This window comes from Methanomicrobia archaeon, from assembly GCA_016930255.1.
Classification (GTDB): domain Archaea; phylum Halobacteriota; class Syntropharchaeia; order Alkanophagales; family Methanospirareceae; genus JACGMN01.
The window spans coordinates 25,596-48,265 of the sequence record JAFGHB010000031.1 but is presented as its reverse complement, the minus strand read 5'-3'; the positions used below and the strand labels follow the sequence as shown (position 1 = coordinate 48,265).

The 22,670-nt window shown below is 49.7% G+C and carries 18 protein-coding genes and 2 tRNA genes; 12 read left to right on the top strand and 8 right to left on the bottom strand.

The genetic code is table 11. From position 1 onward, the window contains the following. The first annotated feature begins 440 nt into the window (after positions 1-440). The 10 genes from JW878_05160 to JW878_05115 all read left to right on the top strand — a co-directional run bounded on the left by JW878_05160 (position 441) and on the right by JW878_05115 (position 12,766). Positions 441-1,802, top strand: coding sequence for an ammonium transporter (locus JW878_05160; GenBank protein MBN1762450.1), 1,362 nt, complete (start codon positions 441-443; stop codon positions 1,800-1,802). 8 nt (positions 1,803-1,810) lie between these two features. After that, a complete protein-coding gene (locus JW878_05155; protein MBN1762449.1) occupies positions 1,811-2,149 on the top strand; it encodes a P-II family nitrogen regulator in 339 nt (112 codons plus the stop codon). Between the two features lie 624 nt (positions 2,150-2,773). Continuing rightward, on the top strand, positions 2,774-3,976 hold the full coding sequence (locus tag JW878_05150) for an ammonium transporter (GenBank protein MBN1762448.1): 1,203 nt from the start codon (positions 2,774-2,776) through the stop codon (positions 3,974-3,976). A gap of 27 nt (positions 3,977-4,003) precedes the next feature. Next, the gene (locus JW878_05145; protein MBN1762447.1) at positions 4,004-4,342 is read left to right on the top strand and encodes a P-II family nitrogen regulator; all 339 of its coding nucleotides are present in this window, start codon (positions 4,004-4,006) and stop codon (positions 4,340-4,342) included. 71 nt (positions 4,343-4,413) lie between these two features. After that, entirely contained in the window at positions 4,414-7,638 is a 3,225-nt protein-coding gene (gene carB, locus JW878_05140; GenBank protein ID MBN1762446.1) for a carbamoyl-phosphate synthase large subunit, read from the top strand. After that, complete coding sequence (carA, locus tag JW878_05135) at positions 7,635-8,720, top strand: glutamine-hydrolyzing carbamoyl-phosphate synthase small subunit (protein ID MBN1762445.1); 1,086 nt, start codon at positions 7,635-7,637, stop codon at positions 8,718-8,720. The genes carB and carA overlap by 4 nt, the downstream gene beginning before the upstream one ends. A 39-nt stretch (positions 8,721-8,759) precedes the next feature. Then, on the top strand, positions 8,760-9,362 hold the full coding sequence (gene pdxT / locus JW878_05130) for a pyridoxal 5'-phosphate synthase glutaminase subunit PdxT (GenBank protein MBN1762444.1): 603 nt from the start codon (positions 8,760-8,762) through the stop codon (positions 9,360-9,362). Positions 9,363-9,368: 6 nt separating this feature from the next. Then, on the top strand, positions 9,369-10,772 hold the full coding sequence (locus JW878_05125; protein MBN1762443.1) for a cobyrinate a,c-diamide synthase: 1,404 nt from the start codon (positions 9,369-9,371) through the stop codon (positions 10,770-10,772). A 40-nt stretch (positions 10,773-10,812) separates the two neighbouring features. Further along, positions 10,813-12,378 (top strand): cobyric acid synthase, encoded by a 1,566-nt coding sequence (locus JW878_05120; GenBank protein MBN1762442.1) that lies wholly within the window; start codon positions 10,813-10,815, stop codon positions 12,376-12,378. A gap of 232 nt (positions 12,379-12,610) precedes the next feature. After that, a complete protein-coding gene (locus JW878_05115; protein MBN1762441.1) occupies positions 12,611-12,766 on the top strand; it encodes a hypothetical protein in 156 nt (51 codons plus the stop codon). 50 nt (positions 12,767-12,816) lie between these two features. Here the strand turns inward: JW878_05115 and JW878_05110 are convergent, their stop codons facing one another. The 8 genes from JW878_05110 to JW878_05075 all read right to left on the bottom strand — a co-directional run bounded on the left by JW878_05110 (position 12,817) and on the right by JW878_05075 (position 19,898). Next, a complete protein-coding gene (locus JW878_05110) occupies positions 12,817-14,121 on the bottom strand; it encodes an amino acid permease (GenBank protein MBN1762440.1) in 1,305 nt (434 codons plus the stop codon). A 469-nt stretch (positions 14,122-14,590) separates the two neighbouring features. Continuing rightward, positions 14,591-15,580 carry an AAA family ATPase gene (locus tag JW878_05105; GenBank protein MBN1762439.1) on the bottom strand — a complete coding sequence of 330 codons (990 nt, stop codon included), beginning with the start codon at positions 15,578-15,580 and terminating at the stop codon, positions 14,591-14,593. 314 nt (positions 15,581-15,894) lie between these two features. Next, positions 15,895-16,302 carry a Coenzyme F420 hydrogenase/dehydrogenase, beta subunit C-terminal domain gene (locus JW878_05100; GenBank protein MBN1762438.1) on the bottom strand — a complete coding sequence of 136 codons (408 nt, stop codon included), beginning with the start codon at positions 16,300-16,302 and terminating at the stop codon, positions 15,895-15,897. A gap of 96 nt (positions 16,303-16,398) precedes the next feature. Next, a complete protein-coding gene (locus tag JW878_05095) occupies positions 16,399-17,679 on the bottom strand; it encodes a hypothetical protein (protein MBN1762437.1) in 1,281 nt (426 codons plus the stop codon). 139 nt (positions 17,680-17,818) lie between these two features. Then, positions 17,819-19,048 carry a bifunctional phosphopantothenoylcysteine decarboxylase/phosphopantothenate--cysteine ligase CoaBC gene (gene coaBC, locus JW878_05090; GenBank protein ID MBN1762436.1) on the bottom strand — a complete coding sequence of 410 codons (1,230 nt, stop codon included), beginning with the start codon at positions 19,046-19,048 and terminating at the stop codon, positions 17,819-17,821. A gap of 29 nt (positions 19,049-19,077) precedes the next feature. Then, a tRNA-Ala gene (locus JW878_05085) sits at positions 19,078-19,150 on the bottom strand. A gap of 19 nt (positions 19,151-19,169) precedes the next feature. Further along, positions 19,170-19,664: an aspartate carbamoyltransferase regulatory subunit gene (locus JW878_05080; GenBank protein ID MBN1762435.1), complete on the bottom strand. Its 495-nt coding sequence runs from the start codon at positions 19,662-19,664 to the stop codon at positions 19,170-19,172. Between the two features lie 160 nt (positions 19,665-19,824). Further along, positions 19,825-19,898, bottom strand: a tRNA-Phe gene (locus tag JW878_05075). An 86-nt stretch (positions 19,899-19,984) separates the two neighbouring features. Here JW878_05075 and JW878_05070 point away from each other — a divergent pair. After that, the gene (locus tag JW878_05070) at positions 19,985-21,397 is read left to right on the top strand and encodes a TldD/PmbA family protein (GenBank protein ID MBN1762434.1); all 1,413 of its coding nucleotides are present in this window, start codon (positions 19,985-19,987) and stop codon (positions 21,395-21,397) included. A gap of 140 nt (positions 21,398-21,537) precedes the next feature. Beyond that, a complete protein-coding gene (locus JW878_05065) occupies positions 21,538-22,659 on the top strand; it encodes a transglutaminase family protein (GenBank protein MBN1762433.1) in 1,122 nt (373 codons plus the stop codon). Positions 22,660-22,670 lie beyond the last annotated feature (11 nt).

Below are 22,670 nucleotides of genomic sequence, written 5' to 3'. Positions count from 1 at the left end.
GAATTTTCATCACGGCTTAGTTTCGCGCATGGCTGGATCGAGCGGTTTCTAGGCGAGGGTGTTAAGTATGAATTGTTTGGTTTTTGAATATAATTGTAACTCTAGGTGATTACTAGTCCAAAACCCTTTTTTAAGGCTCTAAGCATAGTTATCCAAAATAGGTACTGATCTCTGTAATTTTGTCCAAAAATGCACCCCTAAATTTTCATAACTTTTATGATTCGTTCCCAAATAGCCTAATATATTTAAGGACATAATTACAAATAAAAATGTAATTATCCACTGATAAATCATATCAATTCTTAATTATTAGTCTAATTTCTCACATACCCTTTTTATAGTGGCTGGGTAACAGCTAAGAAAGGAGGTAATTAAAAAGATAGATGGTAAAAGAAAGAAAAGATATAGCAGCGAGACATTTGAGAGTAGTGCCTGTATTTATGCTCGTTATAGGGGGCATACTACTGACAATGATGCCGGGAGTGATGGCAGGAGACCCCAGCGGTGAGATGACTTATACGGGCTATCTGGCGAGCCTTGAGATTGCGATCAATTTCGTTTGGGTACTGGTTGCAGGATTTCTCGTCTTCTTCATGCAAGCAGGATTTGCGCTCGTCGGTGTGGGTGCAATTCGTGCGAAGAACGCCGTGAACTACCTGGCGAAGAGCTATATGGACTTCTCTCTCGGTGCGATCGCCTTCCTAGTCGTCGGCTTCGCGTTCATGTTTGGCGGGTCAGAAGCCGCGCCAGGGCTGGAACTCGGGAATGCACTCATCGGCTACAGCGGATGGTTCCTAGCGGGAGAGGCTTACGATGTTACCACGAACATGCTCTGGCTTTTCCAGGCGATGTTTGCGGCGACCGCAGCGACGATCGTTGCCGGTGCGATGGCGGGACGGACGAAGTTCCAGGCATATCTTATTTACACTGTCATCGTGACCGTAGTGATCTATCCGATCTACGGGCACTGGGTCTGGGGAGGTGGCTGGCTGTCAACGCTACCTTACGGTGCAGGTGCAGTGGATTTCGCAGGCTCGGGCGTTGTACACGCGGTTGGCGGGTTCGTCGCACTGGCTGGTGCGTATCTCGTAGGGCCGCGAGCGGGCAAATTCAAGAAGGACGGAACACCGGTTGCAATACCCGGTCACAACATCGTGTACATTGTTCTGGGTACGTTCATACTCTTCTTCGGCTGGTTTGGGTTCAATCCCGGCAGCACGCTTGCAGCAACGGACTTGCGGATAGCAGTGATCGCGGTAAACACGTTCTTAGCGGGCGCAGCTGGTGCTGTGATCGCCTGCTACGTGACCTACTTCAGAACCGGAAAGGCGAACATTTTCCTCATCTGTAACGGCGCTTTAGCAGGATTGGTTGGGATAACAGCCCCCTGTGCATTCGTGGCACCCTGGGCAGCCGTGGTAATCGGTGCGATTGCAGGAGTTCTTGTCATGGTAAGCATCTGGTTCGTCGAGTGGAAACTGGGCGTAGACGACCCCGTCGGAGCGGTCTCTGTTCACGGTGTCAACGGGCTGTGGGGCTTACTCGCGGTCGGCATATTCGCAGACGGCACCTACGGCGGTGTGAGCGGTCTCATCGCAGGCAATGTCGGGCAGTTTATAGCGCAAGCGATCAATGTGGTAACAGTCTTCATCTGGGCTTTCGGGCTGGGGCTACTAATATTCGCAACGATTAAATATACAGTTGGACTGCGCGTATCGAAAGAAGAGGAAGTTGTTGGCTTGGACATTAGTGAGCACGGCACGCCGTGTTATGCTAGTCCTGAGGATAGCTGCTGGGGGTGAAAGAAAAGATGAAAAAAATAGAGGCAATCATACGGGAAGATAAGCTCGACGATGTAAAAGCGGCACTCGATAAAATCGGAATCAAGGGGTTGAACGTGTCAGGAGTAAAAGGTCGCGGCCAACAGAAAGGGATAGCACTCCAGTGGCGAGCCACTGCTTATACGGTTGATATGCTCCCGAAGCTTCAGCTGAACGTGGTGGTCAAGGACGCGGATGCAGAAAAGGTGGTGGCAACTATCAGGGAAAGCGCGTACACGGGGAATTTCGGCGATGGCATGATCTTCGTGCTGCCCGTTGAAGAAGTAATTCGCGTGAGAACAGGCGAAAGTGGCGAGAAAGCGTTGTGAGGGGGGAATTAACCCTCCCCTTTTGTTTTTTATGAACTTGATGAAAAGCGATTCAAAATAGGCATTTCCACTATCAAATCGAAAAAGTTGTACAATAATAATAAGATATGATAGCTTGATGTAGCTATAACTGGCGGTACACATCACTTTTAAGGATACGTAAATTCCAATAAAGAGGGGAAAATAGAGTGACAATTTTAAGGCTATAGTTTTACGATTTATGGGTAATAAATACGAATTCACAGTATTTAACTTTAGTCTCTCAATCAATAATAACGTTCATAACTTTTCAGAATTTTTGTGAAGTTTTGTCAAATTACCAAACAGAATGTCCTAAATTTTAACATTATGAAATGAGAAATAGAATGAATTGATCATATTTGTTCTTAATTGTTAGGCTGAGTTCTCAAATAGGCTTAAAAGGTTTTCTAATTAACCACGAAGTAGGAGGATATTAATACGGAAAGATGGGGAATGTGAAAAGAAACGCATCGGTGAGATTATGGATTATAGGATTGTTGTTCGCAGTTCTTGTGTCGAAACAGCCTTTACCATCGGCATCCGGCGTAAGAGTAGTGATTCACGGCGGAATGAGGCACAACGGTGGAGGTGAACCAGTCAGAGATGCTTGATAGTGGAGATACGGCGTGGATACTCGTATCGACCGCTATGGTCATGTTGATGACTCCAGGTGTCGGGCTCTTCTATGGGGGGATGGTTCGTAAGAAAAGCGTCGTGTCAATGCTTTCCTTCTCGTTTGTCGCACTTGCGGTGATCAGTATACAGTGGGTTCTCGTGGGATACAGTTTGTCATTCGGTTCTGACATAGCCGGATTCATTGGTGGCCTCGAGTTTATGGGATTACGGAATGTAGGCATGGACTGCGGCGATTTGACGATTCCACACTTAGCATTCATGGCGTTCCAACTCGCTTTTGCTGTGGTGACACTTGCAATTCTCACCAGCACAATGGCTGAACGGGTGAAGATGAGTGCATTCATTGTTTTTGGTCTGCTTTGGACGGCGATCATTTACGATCCGCTCGCTCATTGGGTTTGGGGTGGCGGATGGCTTGCGGAACTTGGTGCGTTAGATTTCGCAGGAGGCACGGTGGTACACATTAGTTCAGGGTTCTCGGCCCTGGCCTTAGCCCTGGTCATTGGCAAAAGGCGCGGATTTGGCGATGAGCCGATGGGACCACATAACATCCCGCTGACACTGCTTGGCGCAGCCTTGCTCTGGTTCGGCTGGTTCGGCTTCAACGGTGGTAGCGCTTTAGCAGCCAACGGACTCGCAGCCAACGCATTCGTCGTCACCAACACGTCTGCTGCGGCAGGGGCCCTCGGCTGGATGGCCGCAAACTGGATGCACGGAAAACCAAGCTCGTTGGGCGTGGTGAGTGGCGCTATCGCCGGACTCGTTGCGATCACACCTGCAGCGGGATTTGTCACACCAATGGCGTCGATAGTGATCGGACTGGTCGCCGGGGTTATCTGCTACCGGGCAATGCTTTTCAGAATAAAGATAAGGCTTGATGAAAGCCTTGATGCATGGGCAATACACGGTGTTGGTGGGCTCTGGGGTGCACTGGCCACGGGACTATTTGCAAATGAAGCAGTGGGTGGTTACTCGGGTTTGCTCTACGGAAACGTCGACCAATTCATAGCTCAGCTCATCGGTGCCGGAGCAGCAATTATCTACGCTTTCGTACTCGCCTTTGTACTCGCAAAACTCGTTGACCTAACGATCGGATTGCGTGTGACCGAGGAGGAAGAATATGTGGGCGTGGATCTTTCACAGCATGGAGAGCGGGCCTACACGGGCTGAAATAATAATAACGAGGAGGAAAAGAGTATGAAGAAAATCGAAGCAGTAATTCGACCAGAACGGCTTGAACAGGTTAAGGTGGCCATGGAAATGCAAGGGCAGGTTGCAATGACTATAACTGAGGTAACAGGAAGAGGGGAGCAAAAAGGCATCGCATTACAGTTTAGGGGACGACGCATGGAGGTCGATACACTACCAAAGGTCAAAATTGAAACGATCGTGAAGGATGAGTTAGTCGAGTCTCTCGTCTACGCGATATCAAACGCAGCGAGAACTGGCAAATTCGGCGATGGTAAGATATTCGTCTCATCACTGGACGATATAATACGAGTACGAACAGGGGAGCAGGGAGAAAAGGCGTTGTAAATGGATTCCCCCTCCTTCACATTTTTTATGTGACAAAGCTCTAAGTGTGTTCGAACGCGAACGGAGAGGTAATGCCCAAAAGAGAAGAGATCAAGAAAGTGCTGGTAATCGGTTCGGGACCGATACAGATAGGTCAAGCGGCAGAATTTGATTTCTCTGGCTCGCAAGCGTGCAGAGCGTTGCGAGAAGAAGGAGTACAGGTCGTGCTCGTCAATTCCAATCCGGCAACGATCATGACCGATTTCGAGATGGCGGATGTTATCTACATCGAGCCGCTGGTTGTGGACGTGGTCGCGCGGATCATCGAGAAAGAGCGCCCGGATGGTATAGTTGCTGGTTTAGGTGGACAAACGGCATTGAACATAACCGCGGAATTAGCGGAGCTTGGGACTTTAGCCACGTACAACGTACAAGTTCTCGGCACACCGTTAGAGGCCATATACAATGCAGAAGACCGCGAACGGTTCAAGCAAACGATGGAACGCATAAATGAACCAATTCCAAGAGGGTTCACCGTTCGTTCTATGGCGGAGGCAGAGGAAGTTGCGGTCGAGCTGGGCCTTCCCGTCATCATTAGGCCCTCATATACCTTAGGCGGCGTGGGAGGCGGGATAGCGAGGACACTGGGAGATCTACGAGCGATCGTATCCTACGGCCTGCAGGTTTCGCGAATCCACCAGGTATTGGTGGAAGAGAGCGTGCTTGGGTGGAACGAGATAGAGTACGAGGTGATGCGCGATGCTCGGGATACCTGTATCACCATCTGTAATATGGAGAACCTCGATCCAATCGGCATTCATACGGGCGAATCAATCGTGGTTACGCCCTCACAGACGTTATCTGATGAAGATCATCAAATGCTGCGGTCTGCAGCGATAAAGATAATACGTGCGTTAGAAGTTGAAGGCGGCTGCAATATCCAATTTGCCTTGAAGGAAGGTGAGTACCGGGTAATCGAGGTGAATCCGCGTGTGTCTCGATCTTCTGCACTCGCGTCAAAGGCTACAGGCTATCCCATTGCGCGCGTAGCGGCGAAGATAGCCATCGGGCTCCAGCTCGACGAGATACGGAACGATGTAACGAAAGAGACCCCGGCGTCCTTCGAGCCGGCGATCGATTATGTGGTGGTGAAGATACCGCGCTGGCCGTTTGATAAGTTCCCGGGGGCGGACAGGACGTTGACGACGTCAATGAAGAGCACGGGCGAGGTGATGGCGATAGGACGGACGTTTGAGGAAGCGCTGCAAAAAGCACTCCGCTCCCTGGATGTCGATAAAGGCTTCGGCTTTGGCTATGATGCGTGGTCAGAAACGGAGCTGCGCTATCTTTTAGAAACACCTACGGACGACCGTATTTATGCACTCTACGAGGCACTGAAACGCGGTTTTAGCGTGGAGGAGATCGCAGAGCTGAGCGGTATCGATCCGTTCTTCATCCGGAAGCTCGAGAGAATCGTGTGTGCCGAGTCGGATCTGGAAACGGGGAACGATTTGGATTCACAACGGTTGAAGAACCTGAAACGGATGGGCTTCGCTGATGAGCAGATTGCGCGGCTATCGGGCAGAAGCAGTGAGGCAATACGCGACCTCAGGAGAGAACAAGGGGTTATTCCTACCTATAAGATGGTGGACACCTGTGCCGCGGAATTCGAGGCGAAAACACCGTATTTCTATTCCACGTATGAGGATGAATGCGAGTTGAAGCCCTCAACTCGAAAGAAAGTATTGATCATTGGCGCAGGGCCTATCAGGATAGGGCAGGGGATTGAGTTTGATTACTGCACCGTACATGCGGTTAAAGCGTTAAAGGAAGAGGGAATCGAGGCGCACATCATCAATAACAATCCGGAGACCGTATCCACAGACTACGATACCTCAGATAAGCTCTTCTTCGAGCCCCTGACGCTTGAGGATGTGATGAACGTTATAGAGAAGGAGAACTACGAGGGTGTGATGGTGCAATTCGGCGGTCAGACGTCAGTCAACTTAGCAGTGCCACTAAAGAAGGAATTGGAAAGGCTAGGGGCGAAAACGGTAATTCTGGGGACGGACCCGGAACATATGGATGTAGCCGAAGATCGGGAGCGCTTTAGCAAATTACTCCATCAATTGGGGATTCCACAAGCTGAAAGCGGCTATGCAACGTCCGTGGGCGGTGCGAAAGACGTAGCAGCGCGGATAGGTTTTCCTGTGCTTGTTCGTCCTTCGTACGTGCTGGGCGGACGGGCAATGCAGATAGTGTACGATGATAGCGAACTGGAACGATACATGCGCGAGGCGGTTCGTGTATCAAAGGAGAAACCGGTACTCATCGATAAATTCCTGGAGAAATCCACGGAGATCGATGTCGATGCGGTATGTGATGGGGAAGAGGTGCTGATCGGTGCGATCATGGAGCACATAGAAGAGGCAGGCGTTCATTCAGGCGATTCTACGTGCGTCATACCACCGCAATCATTATCTAACGATATAATTACGAGAATAAGGGGCTATGTAACGAGAATAGCGCTATCGCTGCATATAAAGGGGTTGCTCAACATCCAGATGGCGGTAAAAGACGGCGTCGTTTACGTGCTGGAGGTAAATCCTCGGTCGAGTAGAACGATACCGTACGTTGCGAAGGCAACGGGCATTCCACTGGCGAAGCTCGCGGCGAAGGTGATGCTGGGGCACAAATTACGCGATTTAAACGTAAAGAAACGAGTATTCAGGCATGTAGCAGTGAAGGAGGTTGTCCTGCCGTTCTCGAAATTCAAGGGCGTTGACATCATCCTCGGTCCTGAGATGAAGAGCACAGGCGAGGTGATGGGCATTGATTACGGATTCGGCAAGGCGTTTTTCAAAGCGGAACGTGCAGCGGCTAATCCCTTACCGTCGAGCAGTGGCGGTACGGTTTTTATCTCGGTTTGCAACGATGATAAGGCGGATATTGTGAAGATCGCACGAGCGTTAAAGGACGTGGGGCTCTCAATCGTCGGAACGGGAGGCACCGTGGACTATCTAAAACAGCACGGGATCGACGCGGGAGAATTGAAGAAGATTCAGCACGGCTCGCCAAACGTGGTGGAGATGATGCAGGCGCGGGGAATAATGCTGGTGATCAATACACCGACGGATAAGCAATCGCATAAGGATGGCTATCAGATACGACAGACGTGTATTGACCTTGATGTTCCGTATATAACAACGATGCAGGCGGCGAAGGCTGCTGCTTCTGCGATCGTGGAGATGAAAGAGAGCGGCGGGAAAATCGAAGTAAAGTCAATAAATGAGTATTTTGCAGAAAGCGTGAAATGAAAGCAATTCTTGCACTGGAAGACGGAACGGTAGTGGAAGGAGAAGGGTTCGGAGCAGAGGGCACGGCTATTGGCGAACTCGTCTTTGCAACGCCGTTTACGGGTTACGAAGAGGCTCTGACGGACCCCTCGTATAAAGGACAGATCTTAATGCTCACCTACCCGCTGGTGGGTAACTACGGTGTGAGCGGGGCAAAGTTCCAGTCGGACGGCATAAAGGTAGAGGGCTTTGCGATCCGTGAGCGATGTGAGTTTCCGTCTCATTACAAGAGCACGCGACGTATAGACGAATTCCTGCGAGAAGAAGGCGTGCCAGGGATCAGCGAGATCGATACGAGGATGTTGACGCGAAAGACGCGCGAGTACGGCACAATGAAAGCATGCTTGCACGTTGGTGCCACGAAAGAGGCGGAAGAGGCGTTAGCACTCGCGATTAACCAGCCGGATATCTCAGAGCTTGATTTGATCGAGCAGGTTTCCTGCAGGAACCCCTACAGAATACCTGGTAACGAGGGCGCAAAACGAATCGCGGTGCTCGATCTGGGCATAAAAAGGAATATGTTGAATAATTTAGCGAAGCGAAATTGGGATATTTTCGTGTTTCCCGCTACTGCGACTGAATCAGAGCTACGAGCTGCGGAACCGGACGCACTGCTGCTCTCAAACGGGCCTGGTGATCCGAAGCGCGGCAGGAATGCGCTGAATTTCGTGAAAACGTTCGTGGGTGAAATCCCCGTCTTCGGCATTTGCCTCGGGTTGCAGATCATAGCGCTTGCGCTGGGCTGCGATACCTATAAACTGAAGTTCGGGCATCGCGGTGCGAACCAGCCGGTGAAGGATCTCACGACCGGGCGCGTGTACATCACCGCGCAGAATCACGGTTTCGCTGTTGATAAGGACACAATGGAGGGCAAAGCCACGCTGACGCAGATAAATGCGAATGATCAGACGGTGGAAGGCTTTGAGAATCCCTATCTGGGCGTACAATGCGTGCAATATCATCCGGAAGCGAGTCCTGGGCCGTGGGACACGGAGCAGCGATTCTTTGACGGGTTGGTGAAGTACACGGAAAAAGGAGTGTAACTCCAACAATCGGGGGGGGAAATCCAGAGAGAACCAGCAATGACAACGAAAATCGGCGTAATCGCGATACAAGGGGCGGTAGAGGAGCACGTCGTGGCACTGGAGAAGTCGTTAGCAGAGCGCGGCGAGCGCGGCGAGGTGCTGAAGATAAAACAACGGGGGTTGGTCGAGTCGTGCGACGCCATCGTGATTCCGGGCGGTGAAAGCACCACGATCGGGCGGCTCATGCAGCGTGAACATATCATTGAGGAAATCAAAACGGCTGTTGCGGAACGGGATATACCAATTTTAGGCACCTGTGCCGGACTCGTCCTGCTGGCGAAAGAGGGCGATGAGGAGGTTGCAAAGACCGGCCAGCCACTGCTCGGCTTGATGGACGTAACGGTGAAGCGGAACGCATTTGGGCGGCAGCGTGAATCATTTGAGGTGTCGTTGAAGATGAGCATCTTTGAAGAGCCGTTTCATGCAGTCTTCATCCGAGCGCCTGCGATTACACGCACCTGCGAAAATGTGGAGGTCTTAGCAACGTTCGATGAGCACACCGTCGCGGCGCAGCAGGGGAATCTACTTGCGCTCTCGTTCCATCCCGAACTCACGGACGATAGAAGAATTCATCATTATTTCCTTGAAACTTTTCTTTGAAGAAGGATGACGAGAATAGAAGCCATGATCCGCCCTGAAAGACTCGAACAGGTTAAGAGGACCATCACAAAATGCCCGAGTATGAAATCGGCTTTCGTAGTTGCGGGGACGCAGAGTGGCGTGGGGAAGACTGCGGTCTCTCTCGGGCTTATCGCCGCGTTCCGTCATCGAGGACTTGAAGTCCAGCCGTTCAAAGTGGGTCCTGACTTCATAGACACCAGTTTACACACACTCGCCGCAGAAAAGTCATCAAGAAATCTCGACACGTTCATGATGCCGGCTTCTGGCATTCTTCGAACGTTCAGGATGAACGTGGCTGCGGTGAACGTTGTGGAGGGCGTCATGGGCCTCTTCGATGGCTCTTCCGCCGGTGGAGAGGGGAGTACCGCTCACCTTGCGAAACTCCTCGATATACCGATAGTCCTTGTTGTTGACGCCTCTAAGCTTGCGGGGAGCGTTGCCGCCTTGGTCCACGGATACAAGACCTATGACCCATCGCTCAAGCTTGCGGGTGTCGTCTTAAACAGAGTGGGAAGTGAACGGCACAGAGAGCTACTCGAAGACTCTTTAAGAGGAGTTACGAGGGTTTTTGGAGTTATTCCCAGGGATGAAGCCGTGAGAATTCCGGAGAGACACTTAGGATTATACATGTCTCACGAAGTTGACCGCTCCCTCTTGAATGACCTATCGAGGCTCGTAGAGAAGAATATAGACCTGGACGCTTTGTTTGAGGCGACGAAAGTTGAGATCCCAAGTGCTGCAGAGCCTGGGTCCCAATTAAGGGCTGCTGATGGCGTCAGAGCGGGGGTAGCGATGGATGAAGCGTTCTGTTTCTACTATCCGGAGAACTTAGAGGTCCTGCAAGATTTCGGGGCTGAAATCGTCCCCTTCTCTCCGCTTCGGGACTCTTTACCTGATGCTGATGCATTCTACTTAGGTGGCGGCTACCCGGAGCTTTACGCAGAACAGCTCGAAGAGAATGCCTCTTTGAGGGAGAAGCTTGCCGAGGCGATCCAGCAAGGGACTCCGCTCTACGCAGAGTGCGGCGGCTTGCTTTACTGCCTTGAGCAACTCGAAGGCCGGGAAATGCTCGGCTTATTCAAAGGGTCCGCAAAGCTAACAGGGAGGCTTCAGGCGGTGGGTTATGTCGAAGCGGTCTCTGTAAGTGACTGCCTTCTCTTCAGAAAAGGGGAGAGATTCCGGGGACACGAGTTCCATTACTCAACGTTGGATGTCAATGCTGACACAGGTGTGGATTTCGCCTATAAACTTCTAAAAGGTGTCGGAATAGAGAGCAAGCGGGACGGAATCATCAGAGAAAACGCGCTCGCATCCTACACGCACCTTCATGCTGTGGGAAACGAAAAAGCGTTCCTCCGTTTCCTAGAAGCTGCGAAATGTCGCTTGTGAATCTGAAATACGAGTGAATTGAATGGAAAATAGGGTAAAAATGGCGAAAAGGATAATGGTGCAGGGCACCGGCTCGCACGTAGGGAAGAGTGTGATAGTGGCAGCACTTTGCCGCATATTCCTGCAGGATGGTTACAGGGTTGCACCATTTAAATCGCAGAATATGGCGCTCAACTCGTACGTCACCAAAGACGGCCTTGAAATAGGGCGAGCGCAGGCGTTCCAGGCTTTCGCGGCAGGTAAAGAGCCGACTGTGGAGATGAACCCTATTCTGTTGAAGCCCACAAGCGACGTCGGCGCTCAGGTCATCGTGCGCGGAAGGCCGGTGGGCAATATGACAGCTCAGGAGTATCACGAATACAAGTCGGCCGCGCTGACACTCATAAAGGAGTGCTTTGAGAAGCTCGATCGCGAGAACGAGATCGTGGCAATCGAAGGTGCGGGAAGCCCGGCAGAGGTAAACCTGCGTGAGAACGACATTGTGAACATGAGCATAGCGAAACTGCTGGATGCGCCGGTACTGCTCCTCGGCGATATAGACAAAGGCGGGGTATTTGCCTCGATTGTGGGGACGCTTGAATTGCTCGAAGAAGACGAGAGAGAGCTACTGAAGGGGTTTCTGATAAATAAGTTCCGCGGTGACCTGGAGATACTCAAGCCGGGACTGGAGTTCCTTGAGAAACGAACCCGTAAGCCCGTGCTCGGCGTCATACCCTATTTCCAGGATATAAGGATACAAGAAGAGGACTCCGTATCGTTATCTGGCAAAACGGGGCAGATAAAGGGTATGAGACACGGCGAGAAACGAGAAATACTGATAAAAGTCGTTCAGTTGCCCCGTATCTCGAATTTCACCGATTTCGACGCGTTAGAAGCGGAGAATGACGTTTTGCTCCGGTATGTGGGTGAAGGCGATAAACTGGGCGAACCCGATGTGATAATCATCCCGGGCTCGAAGAATACGATAAGCGACCTCTCGTATCTTAAAGAGAGCGGATACGCGTCGGAGATAGTGGAGAAGGCGAGAACCGGCAAGTGCGTTGTCTTTGGCATCTGCGGCGGCTATCAGATGCTTTGCGAGTCCTTAATAGATCCAGAGGGTGTGGAATCCACGCTTGGCGAGCTCGAAGGCCTGGGCTTGCTGCCCGCGCGCACAACCTTCGAGAGCCATGACCTGAAGATGACGAACCAGGTGCGTGCGATAGCGGATTTAGCGTTTTACCAGGGCGAAATCGCGGGCTATGAGATACATATGGGCCGGACGTATTTCTCTGAAGAAGGCGTGAAACCGGCATTCACGATCGTCGAGCGTTCCGGTAAGGCGGTGCCGAACGAAAGTGGCGGCGCGGCTTTTGGCAACGTCATTGGGACGTATATCCACGGTATTTTTGACAACGATGACTTCAGGCAAGCGTTTCTCGATTATATACGGGCGAAGAAAGGATTGCCCACTGCAGTACCAGTACGTTCAGCAGCCAAAAATAGAGGCGAGAGCACGGCGGGAATAAATTGGGATAACGAATACAACAAATTAGCAGACCTCGTGCGGGGGAGTATCGATATGGACAAGCTGTATGAAATCGTGCTCCGCGATGGCTTGCAATAAAAGAAGAAGCTGCGTTAGTGGATAGGGCTGCATGACACGCACGCGCAACGTTGCGCTGCAAAAACCACTTTATTGCCACGTTGAGATAGCAGACCGTCAGAAAATCTGCTCAGAATCCTGTCTTTGCCTGAGCAAACGGTAAAAAAGCTGGTTAAGGATAAATGGGGATCAGATGTTTAACTTTCCTTATATAAAGGCTAACTTTAACATCCAGGGTCATTAAATATTACTGGTGGATGTACGAATGAGAGAACTTTGGAGCTGGACGGATTTAGACACAGGAGACGAATTAAATCACCCCAGTTTGGATGAGTTAATAAAACTTGTAGAGAGCTACAAAAAAAGAAAGGCAGAGGATGAAAGGAGAAAGGAAGAAGAAACAGTTTGAACCTGACCTTTCATTTTTCCCAACAATATCCTTGGACTCGTATAGTCAAGTCATATAGTTCCACTCATGAAATTCCCTTTCCGCGATTGAGAGTAACGCAAGATAAACGGGCGCCCTACGAGGGCTATGAGCACGAGAAAAGCCAGTAATCCCAAGGCAACTGGGGCCACGTGCATGAGGCGCCAGCATAGAAACGCTCCGGCTACGCTGGCCCCCGCTGCGCCAGCAGCAAACACCCACCATCGCCGGTGTTTAATCTGCCGGAAAGCCAGTGTGTTTACGGTGGCAAAGGTGAATAGAAACACCAAGCTTGCCGCTTCTACCAAAATCTCGAGTGAGCCGATGATAGCCAAGAGCGTCCCGGTGCCTCCGATAATGAGCACTGCGCGGTCTGGTATGCCATTCTGGTTTTCGTGTCCGAGAGCCGGAGGCAACTCCTTGTCCTGGGCGACATCCCACGTCAACCGTGCCGTGGCGAAAAGTGTTGCGTTAATGGCCGAACCGGTGGAGAAGAGCGCGGCAATAGTTGCTAGCAATAGACCTAACGTGCCAAGCGCAGCCTCACCTGCCACGGCAATAGCTACCTCTTGCTGCTCGATAATCGTTCCTGCTCCAACGAGCATTGCCGCACCCAGAGTAACACCCACGTAAACGAAGATCACGACAACGACTGCGGTCAGCATAGCGCGAGGCAGTATCTTCTTCGGGTTGCGGATGTCATCGTAATCGTAGGTCAGCAGTTGGAACCCTTCGTAAGCCATGAAGACAGACGCCGCGCCTAACATCGCTGCCATCGGTCCTTTAGCCTGAATACCCTGTGTAAGTAGCGCTGGCTTCCACTGCCATAGTCCAAAGGCGGCCAGCCCGATCAGCACCAAGAGCTTCCCCCAAACGGTCACGATTTCCACGTCGGACGCATCTCCCACTCCCCGCAGATTCACCGCGATCAACCCTCCGATAATCGCCACGGCACAGACTCTGGGAAACCACGGTCCAAGTCCAACGAGGTGTTCCAGGTAATGCCCGAAGGTAAATGCATAGACAGAAATGGTAAGTGTGTACCCGAAGATGAGCACCCAGGAGAGGCTGCCTGCGAAGCCTTCGCGGTGGATTTCGCGCAGGAATGTAAACGCGCCTCCCCCCTCGCCAAACTGCTCTGCCAGTTGAGAATAGGCAAAAGCCGTTGCCAGCGCAATCAGGCCGCCGATCACAAAGCTGAGCCATGCCCATTGTCCTGCGATGGCGATTACAACGCCCAAGACGGAGAAAATACCGCCGCCCACCATGCCCCCAACTGCCATAGACCACGTGGCATTGAACCCCATTTTCTTCTGGCTGGCGTCACGACCGACCATTATCTCCTTTCCTCCGGTGTATAAAGCTAACAATCTTGTGATTAACGCGGGTATATCTATCTTACTAAATTCTTACGTAATTATTAGCCTGTTCCCTGTCTCAAATTTTATGCTGCATCATCACCTCGAAATGTATCATTTCTTCTTTCGCCGCTTCTGCGCCACTAGCGCATCCATCACTATTTCCTCGACCTCATGTAACTAACGAGCGCACAGCGGTTTAGACATGAAGGGTTTTTGGAGTACAAAAGGTCTTTTCTGCAAAATCCGCTTTTAGCACCTTTTTGAGATTCCGCCGTCCGTCAGGAAATCTTCTCAGGATCCTGCCTTTGCCTAAGCAAACGGTAAAAAAAAGCTGGTTAAGGATAAACGGGGATCAGATGTTTAACTTTTCTTACAGACTTGTTAACCGTTTATTATCTAATTTGAGATTCGTCTTCACTAGTCGCTTCGGAGTTGTTCTTCCGCATCAATTCCTTTTCGTTAACTCTAAAATTATATCCTGTCCTTTATCGAAACGAGAAACCAAATCTCTGTTGTCCTGTTTTTCAAATATAGTCCCATTTTCATCTTCTTTTTTAGCGACATAAACGGAAATTAGATCTGAATCGACTTCCCCTTCTTTCAGAAGTCTCGCAATCTTTTTAACCATGTACTCCGAATGCGAAGTAAAGATTATTTGGTGGTTTCTCTTCTTAGCCATCTCAATGAAAAAGTCCAATACTTCGGACTGCGCTGCAGGGTGTAAAGAAATTTCAGGTTCCTCGACTAACATTATACCATCTGTAAAACTATATCCTTCCAATAAAATGGGCAGAAATGAGTTCCCTCCAAATCCACCATCAAAGATATCAACCTCCAAATTCATTATTTTGTCAAAATAGGTTCCTCTAATTAGACTACTTCCTTCTTGTGCGTCTAACAAGGGTCCGAATCCAAATTTTTCTGCCCAACGGTTAATGCTATCATATATTTCTAAGGCTTCTTTATCCTTCCTCTGGTTCCTACCCATTAACCGATGGAGAAAATAATGCATAAATGTATGCGTATTGCGAGCTTGAATTCCCAAATTGGAGGTAATTTCCCGATTTATTTCAGAAGATCGATCAGAAATGTGTCTCCATGGTGGAAAATACCTGATATTATCAAGGCTTCCACTCTTGTTTATTGTTCCCCCTCCACCCATCCTTATTTGATACATAGGTATATTCGGAAGAGTCACCTCAACATTACAAACGTTGTTAACGGGATCATGTCCAAAAATAAAATTTGAAGGCTCTTTCAAGTTGATACCATTCCTATCGTATGCCCCTTTATTTTTCGATACCCACATTATCGCTTGGAGTAGGCTACTTTTCCCAGAACCATTTCTTCCCCAGATACCAACGATTGGTGTCAGACTATCGAGTGTTTGTGCTTTGATACACTTAAAATTTGATACATGCACTTTTTCAATCATGTTTACCGCCTTGGTCGGTTTTTGTATCTTGTGTTTTAGAAAATGCGTCCGACATCATATAAAAGTTGCTCATACTTCCTACCATGGTTCCAAAAAAATAATTTTCGTCTGTCATCTCAAATTTTTGTGGGGATCATTTGAGAGTAGTTAAATGTCCACACACGTGTTCGAAACTCCTCCAAGAGAGACCCCCATACCTTTGTGCTTCCTTCGAGCTAAGCCGCTTTCTCTTTGTTCACTCGCGCCTTTACCCGTTTTGAGATCTTCAGAAGTTTTCTGAACCTCTCTCAAATAGCTTAATGGTGAGGTCACGCTCAAATTTGTGCAGTGAGTGAGTAGAAGATGGCGCCCTTAAGCAACTCCTCGCCCCTTTCCGTTCGGGTCAGAACAGTAGACCACCCCGGCTCAGAGCCCACGGAGCCGACCGAAACATCCGCCAGTTCCGCGGTATAATCAGGGCATGCGAAACAGCCGGTATTGCCATAGCCCTCGACGTCGCCGAAGGGAACGACATGCAGGTTCCCGTCCTGATCGTAAACGCGGAATTCCTTTCCTTTGATGTCCAACTTCTTTATCTCCTCCAGCGGGAGCACCTTCTCCTCGAAATACGCCATCAGCTCTTGCTTGAACGTCTCCATGCAGAACAGGCCGACGAGCAGTTTTATCTTCGCTTTATCTATGCCGTACGGTTGATCCGAGGTTATCACTTTTTTGAGACCCATCCTAGCCGTCCGGAAATCTTTTACTCTTCAACCTCAGCGATTTGCGGCTCGAGCGTGAGCAGATCATCCGCCGTTAACCTCAGCAGCGTCTGATCGTTAGAACGTAAAGGTAACGTCAATTTCATTACCGGCGAGTTCTTCCAGAGCCTTTATCAACCGCTGCTTCTTCTCGCGCAGTTCCTCGTCCAACGAAACGATATGCTTCTTTGCCCGGGCTATTTCCTCTCGTAACTGCGTGCGCTGCCCCTGAGCAGACTCGATGGAGTGTTCGAGTTCCTCTTTCTCCTGGAGTATCGTTGAATCAGAAAGCTTACTCGTGGTCTCCGTAATTTGTGCTTGCAACCGCTCACGTTTGCCCTTTATCGAAGCCAGATCGGCTTGTAACAGCTGCTCGATCCAGTTCAGTGCCGTCTCGCGTTTCCGATCCTTGAGCACGGCGGGATCCCCTTCTATAACCTTCTGTATAGCGCGAAGACTTTTGGCGACATCTGCATTCAGCGCGCGAACGGGCGATGACAAAATCGACCCTATCGCGGTTCGCTCATCGAGCGTAAGGGTGTGCCGCCCCGTTTCATCCTGCTTCTTCAGGAGCTTGAGTGGTTTGGTAAGCGGCGCGAACAATCTGAGCACGTTCGCTTCGAGCGTGTTTAATTCCTCTTTTACTGATGATAACTCGCCTTCGAGCGCTTTGAACTTTTTCCACTCTTCTGAACATTCTATACGCTCCAACCGGCTGCTTTCTGTTTCGATGTTGCGTTCGAGTGCCGCGCACGCTGCTTCTTGCTCGTTCAGATGCGTCTTCTTTTCCTTTATTCCAGTCCTTACGTCATTGATAGCCTGTACCAGCTCCGGCACGCGCTCTAACTGCCTAATTTGGCGCTCTTTACCTTTTAACGGTGCGATCAGTTGGTCAAGGCTGGCTCGCAATCGCTTGAGATCCGCGATAGTGGTTTTAATCTCAGTGGGAAAGAGAGATCGCACACAGTAGATGTTCGTCTGCGATTTGCCAAACGGGAATTCGAGGGCAGCCGTCGTGTCTTTATAAAAGGACGAAACGGTTTGATAATCGGTCTTGGCTGGAATCTCGATCTTTTCAGTCACTGCAAAGAGATGCTTCACCATTTTGTCGCGGCTGAGCACTCCGATCTTTACGATGCGATCAGGCACCTCTTCCGTTGATTCGGCAGTCTGAAGCGTGGCTATATCATGTTTAAGCGTCTCGATTATCTCCCCCATCTCGGTATATAATCGGACGGCATTGGCGCTCAGACCGCGGAAGAGCGAATCAGATACCTGCTCCAGCCACGTATCGAACTCATCAAAGGCAATCGTGGCCGGTATTTCCTCCTTGCTTAAGATTCTGTCGAGCCACTTCACCTGTTCAGGTAGATGTTAGTATAACTTATACTTTTAATTCTGCTCAGCTCGGTTCGGCAAGGTATGGTATGGCACGGGATTCTTTTCTTATCGTCAATGCGTGTCTTCAGATGGCACGGTACACTGATAACAGCACAGACTAAAACAAGTCCGCCAATTCGTTCACGATCTCCTCGGCAATGATCCGCTTCTTACCGTTTACGTGCTTTATCTCTTCTGTACCGTTTCGCAATAGGTAAACGTCGTTCTCTGCGGTGCCGATCCCCCCTTTTCCAATGTCGTTGGCAACGACCAGCGCAAGGTTATTCAGCTCCATATTTGCCCGTGCCCGTCGTATCAATTCCTCAGTGGACACGTTCGTTTCCGCTTTGAAACCCACAATAACCAGCTCGGGAAATTCGTTCCGCGCCGCTTCTAGCAATTTCCGCGTGCGTGTGAAATGCAGCTGTAAATCGCCCCCTGAGGAGATCTTTACGTCTGCAGGGTCAACCGTGAAGTCCGCGATTGCAGCAGATGAAATCAGCATGTCATAGCCCTTTCGAAGCTCGTTCATGCAGGTATCGATCATTTCATCCGCGGTCTCCACTCGAAGCTCGTTTATGCCCATCATGTTCAGCACTTTGCTGTGCACGAGCGTGACCTCCGCACCCTGCTTATACGCCTCCTTCGCCAGTTCGATTCCGGTTAGACCTGAACTTCGGTTGGTTAAGATCCGTATGGGATCTATCGGCTCGGCCGTGGGCCCGCCCGTGACGAGAACGCGCTTTCCCGCAAGCTTCTTGGGCGACAGCACATGCTCGGTCGTAAGTACGATTTCATCGGTGGAAACGATCTTCGCGAGTCCTTCTTGTATCTTCGGCCCCAAAACGGTGACACCAAGCCGTTGCAGCTTTTCACGATTCTCTATGAGTACCGGACTGTTGTACATGGATTCATGCATTGCAGGCACGATGATGATGGGAATGCCCGAGCCGAACGCCGTAGTGGCAAAGATTGTTACCGGTGTGTCAGAAACGCCAGTCGCGATTTTATTGAGCGTATTTGCCGTGCATGGCGCGATGAGAAAGAGATCTGCCGAACCCTCCATACCGAGGAACTCCACATGCTCGATGTCACCCATCAATTTCGTTATCGCTTCGTGCCCCGTGGCGTAATGGAGCGTATACGGATGTATTATCTCCGTCGCCGCTCGGCTCATCACGCTGTAGACGTCCGCGCCATGCCGTATCAATTCGCGTGCGAGTTCAAACGCTCTCACAGCCGCGACGGAGCCCGTAACGCCTAAAACGATCTTCTTACCCCATAACGAACGGCTCTTTGTTCCCTTTACCCGCAGCGTGGGGTGTGGTCTTCGTTCTCGTTCTGCCATCTTACCCGGCTGATAGTTAGCTATATCGATGGACCGGTCGGGATTTGAACCCGAGGCCTCTCGCATGCCAAGCGAGTGATCTACCATCTGATCTACCGGCCCTTACCTTTATCCTCTTGTTTCATCCTTTGGTAAAGCGTTCTTTTTTAAAAAAGGGTTTAAGATACCCGGAAACGTCCTCGATCATTCGTTCACAGTAGAAGCATCTGAACCTGAGAGGATCACCGCTCACCGTGACGAACCTTGATATAACCGGCTCTCTTCCTACATTGGATATGCAATTGGGGTTCGCACAGCGGATAATACCCTCTATTGAATTTGGAAGGTAGACCTTATGCTTCTCTACTACCTCTGAATCACGTATGATGTTTATCGTTGCTTGTGGCGCGATCAGCGCGATTTTATCGACTTCCTCGGGCATTAGCTCTCGATTCTCCACCTTTACGATGTCCTTACGGCCCATCTGCTTGCTTCGTACGTTCATCGCCACGCTCAACGCCGCATCTGTCCCTGCATGTACCCCCAGTATCTTCAGCACGTTCAGCGCCTGCCCTGCCGCAATATGGTCAATCACCGTTCCGTTCTTGATTGGCACGACTTTTAGCTCTTTCTTCATTACCCGTTTCGTCCCCGTTAATGAATAACAAGTCGTATCTTATTAAATTTCTACACGACCAAACGCGATATTTCCGATAAGCCGCTCCTGAGTCCGTATACTTACTTCTGCGACTCACGTCTGGATAAATGGACGGGTCGCTTTTTCGATAGAACGTCAGTGGGACCGCCGCGATTTGAACGCGGGACAACTCGGTCTTCAGCCGAGCGCTCTCCCAGTCTGAGCTACGGTCCCGTTTGGATTTGCTCTTTCTTTCAAACTAAATACTTTCTCTGTAACGTAACAAGTTATAAATATTTACCTCTTTATATTCCTTTAGAATGGAAGAAGAGATTAAAAGAGCGATTGATTTTGTGCTTTCGAACCACGCGAAATACGCTGATATCCGCTTGGAACGAGGGTACGCAACGGTGATAGATCTGAGAGATGACGTTTTCAGAGAGATGAGTTACGGCATCGATCAGGGCCTGGGTGTGCGCGTTCTGTACGAGGACTCGTGGGGATTCTCTTCCTCCAACAATGTCGCGCGATCTGCGATACGAGCCTCGTTTGAAGACGCGTTGGACATTGGGAGAGCGCTCTCGTCATCAGAATCGGCTAAGAACGCGGCATCCGTAACCGTGGCCGATGCAGCCTCGCGAAACGACCATTTCAAGCTCAAGCCGAAGATCAATCCCGAGGACGTCAGCATCGAGGAGAAGAAGCGCATGGTTAAGGATGCATACGACGCGGCGAAGGAGTATTCGGACCTCGTCAAGAGCATTTCGGTTGTCTACCTCGACGGTTACGAGGAGCAAATCTATGCAAATTCCGATGGGAGTTATATCGTAACGGAAACGCCTGCCGTTTTCATGCGTGCCGGCGTAGTAGCGAAGAAGGGGAACGTGTTACAGGAAGGCCGCGAGAGTATCGGCGCGGTAGCGGGTTTCGAATTCATAAAAGGCGAAGATCCAACGACATTAGCCGTAAAAGCTGCGGATAAAGCGGTCCGGCTCCTCGATGCGGAACTGCCGCCGGGAGGCGAGCTGCCAGTGATTATGGACCACCGGCTCACGGGCGTCTTTATGCACGAGGCGCTGGGGCATGCTGCCGAAGCGGATCATGTACTGTACGGCGAATCGATATTAAAAGGCAAATTGGACGCGGAGATCGCGTACGAAGGGCTGACCGTGGCGGACGATCCGACCATCGAGGCGTCTCATGGCTATTATCGGTACGACGACGAGGGCATGCGGTCGAACCGAACGGAGATAATAAAAGACGGCGTACTGGCCTCGTACCTGCACAGCAGGGAGACCGCGGGCCGGTTGGACGCCGAGCCAACGGCGAACGCGCGAGCGGCTGATTATTCCGATCTCCCGATAGTGCGAATGAGCAACACGGTGATCGAGGCAGGGGACTGGCAGTTTGACGAGATGCGTGCAGGCATAAAGTTCGGCATCTACGCGAAGGGCATGCGCGGCGGGCAGGTAGATACGGTAAAGGGCGAATTCCAGTTCAGCGCGGAGGAGGCGTTCCTTATAGAAAACGGTACGCTTACAAAACGATTGAAGAACGTTTCGCTATCCGGACGGACCCTGGACGTATTGCAGAGCATAGACGCCGTGGGAAACGACAAAAAGCGAGGTACGATAGGGTTCTGCGGCAAAGATGGTCAGGAGGTCCCCGTTTCGGAATACGCGCCGCATGTACGGGTAAAGAGGATATTGGTTGGCGGTGCTGCTTCTGGTTAGACGTGAAAGTAGTGGTGGAAGGGAAATCGAAAAGTTTTTATATCCTGTGATAAGAAAGTGGTTTATGTCACAGGCGCTCGTGTTTAAGGGCAGGCGATGTACTTAAATACTGGTATGTGACTTCTATTAGAGAGGTAAGAATGAAAAATAAAATGGCAGTAGGAATTGTATTGGCAACACTACTGGTTGTTATTGTTGCATTTTCAGGATGCATCGAAGAAGAAACTCCTGCAAAAGTTCCTGAAACTGCCACTCAACCGCCAGAAACAAAAGTTATCAAGGATCCTATAATTCATAGAGCAGAACCCTATTTGTGTGAAATTGTTACTGAGGATATAAATCTAAGGACACAAGCTGCTTCAATTGTTAGTGGATGCCCTTCTGGGGATAAAGAATGTCAACTCAATGGACTATATCGATATGTTGTAGAAAATTATGATTACTACAGTGATCCTAGAGCGGGGGAATACATTCAATCACCTCAGGATACAATGAAAATAAAAGGTGGTGATTGTGAAGATTTAACAATTTTGCTTAGTTCTCTTTTAGAGAATCTTGGGATAAAAACGTATCTTGTTTTAACAGACACACATGCATATTGTTTGGCATGTGGGGTAGATACCGAGGATTTGTGGCAATATATTGAAGAGTCTATAATAACTCAAGTATCAAAAGATCTCGGTCAAAAAGAGAATCGGAAAGTGGTTATAGAGAATGGTAATCTTTTTGTTGTGGAGGAAAAACAACAAACATTTGTTTTAAAAGAGGAACGTGTGTATTATTGCGGTGGGGATGGCTCTAAATTTACTTCACCAATTGAGTATATGAAGATAAAGTATGATGTATCTTCATCTCAGCCGCTAACAATTTATGTAGTTCCGTCAAGAGCCGAATTTGAATCAATGTCTGAGGGGCAGACATTCAAACATTATCCATCATGTCAAAATCAAGATATTCTACAAATTAGCGATTCGTGTGATGGTTTGACAAATTACGGAGGTTTGATTTTAAAGAATGGAAATTTAGGGCTATTTTCCAATAAGGACGCTACCGTTGATTTGAAAATAAAATTTTATTTTTATTTATCCCCCTATGAATTTCTTCCAAATCAAAAAATATCATACTATGAATTAGATAATCAAAAATGTATAGTTCTTGATGCAACGGCTGGGGAATATGGTTATCCCGGATATGATGCAAAACTTGAAGGGAAAAAGATAGCTATAGACCCAGTAACAAAAGAATATCATTATCTCAACTGAGAGAAATGTCT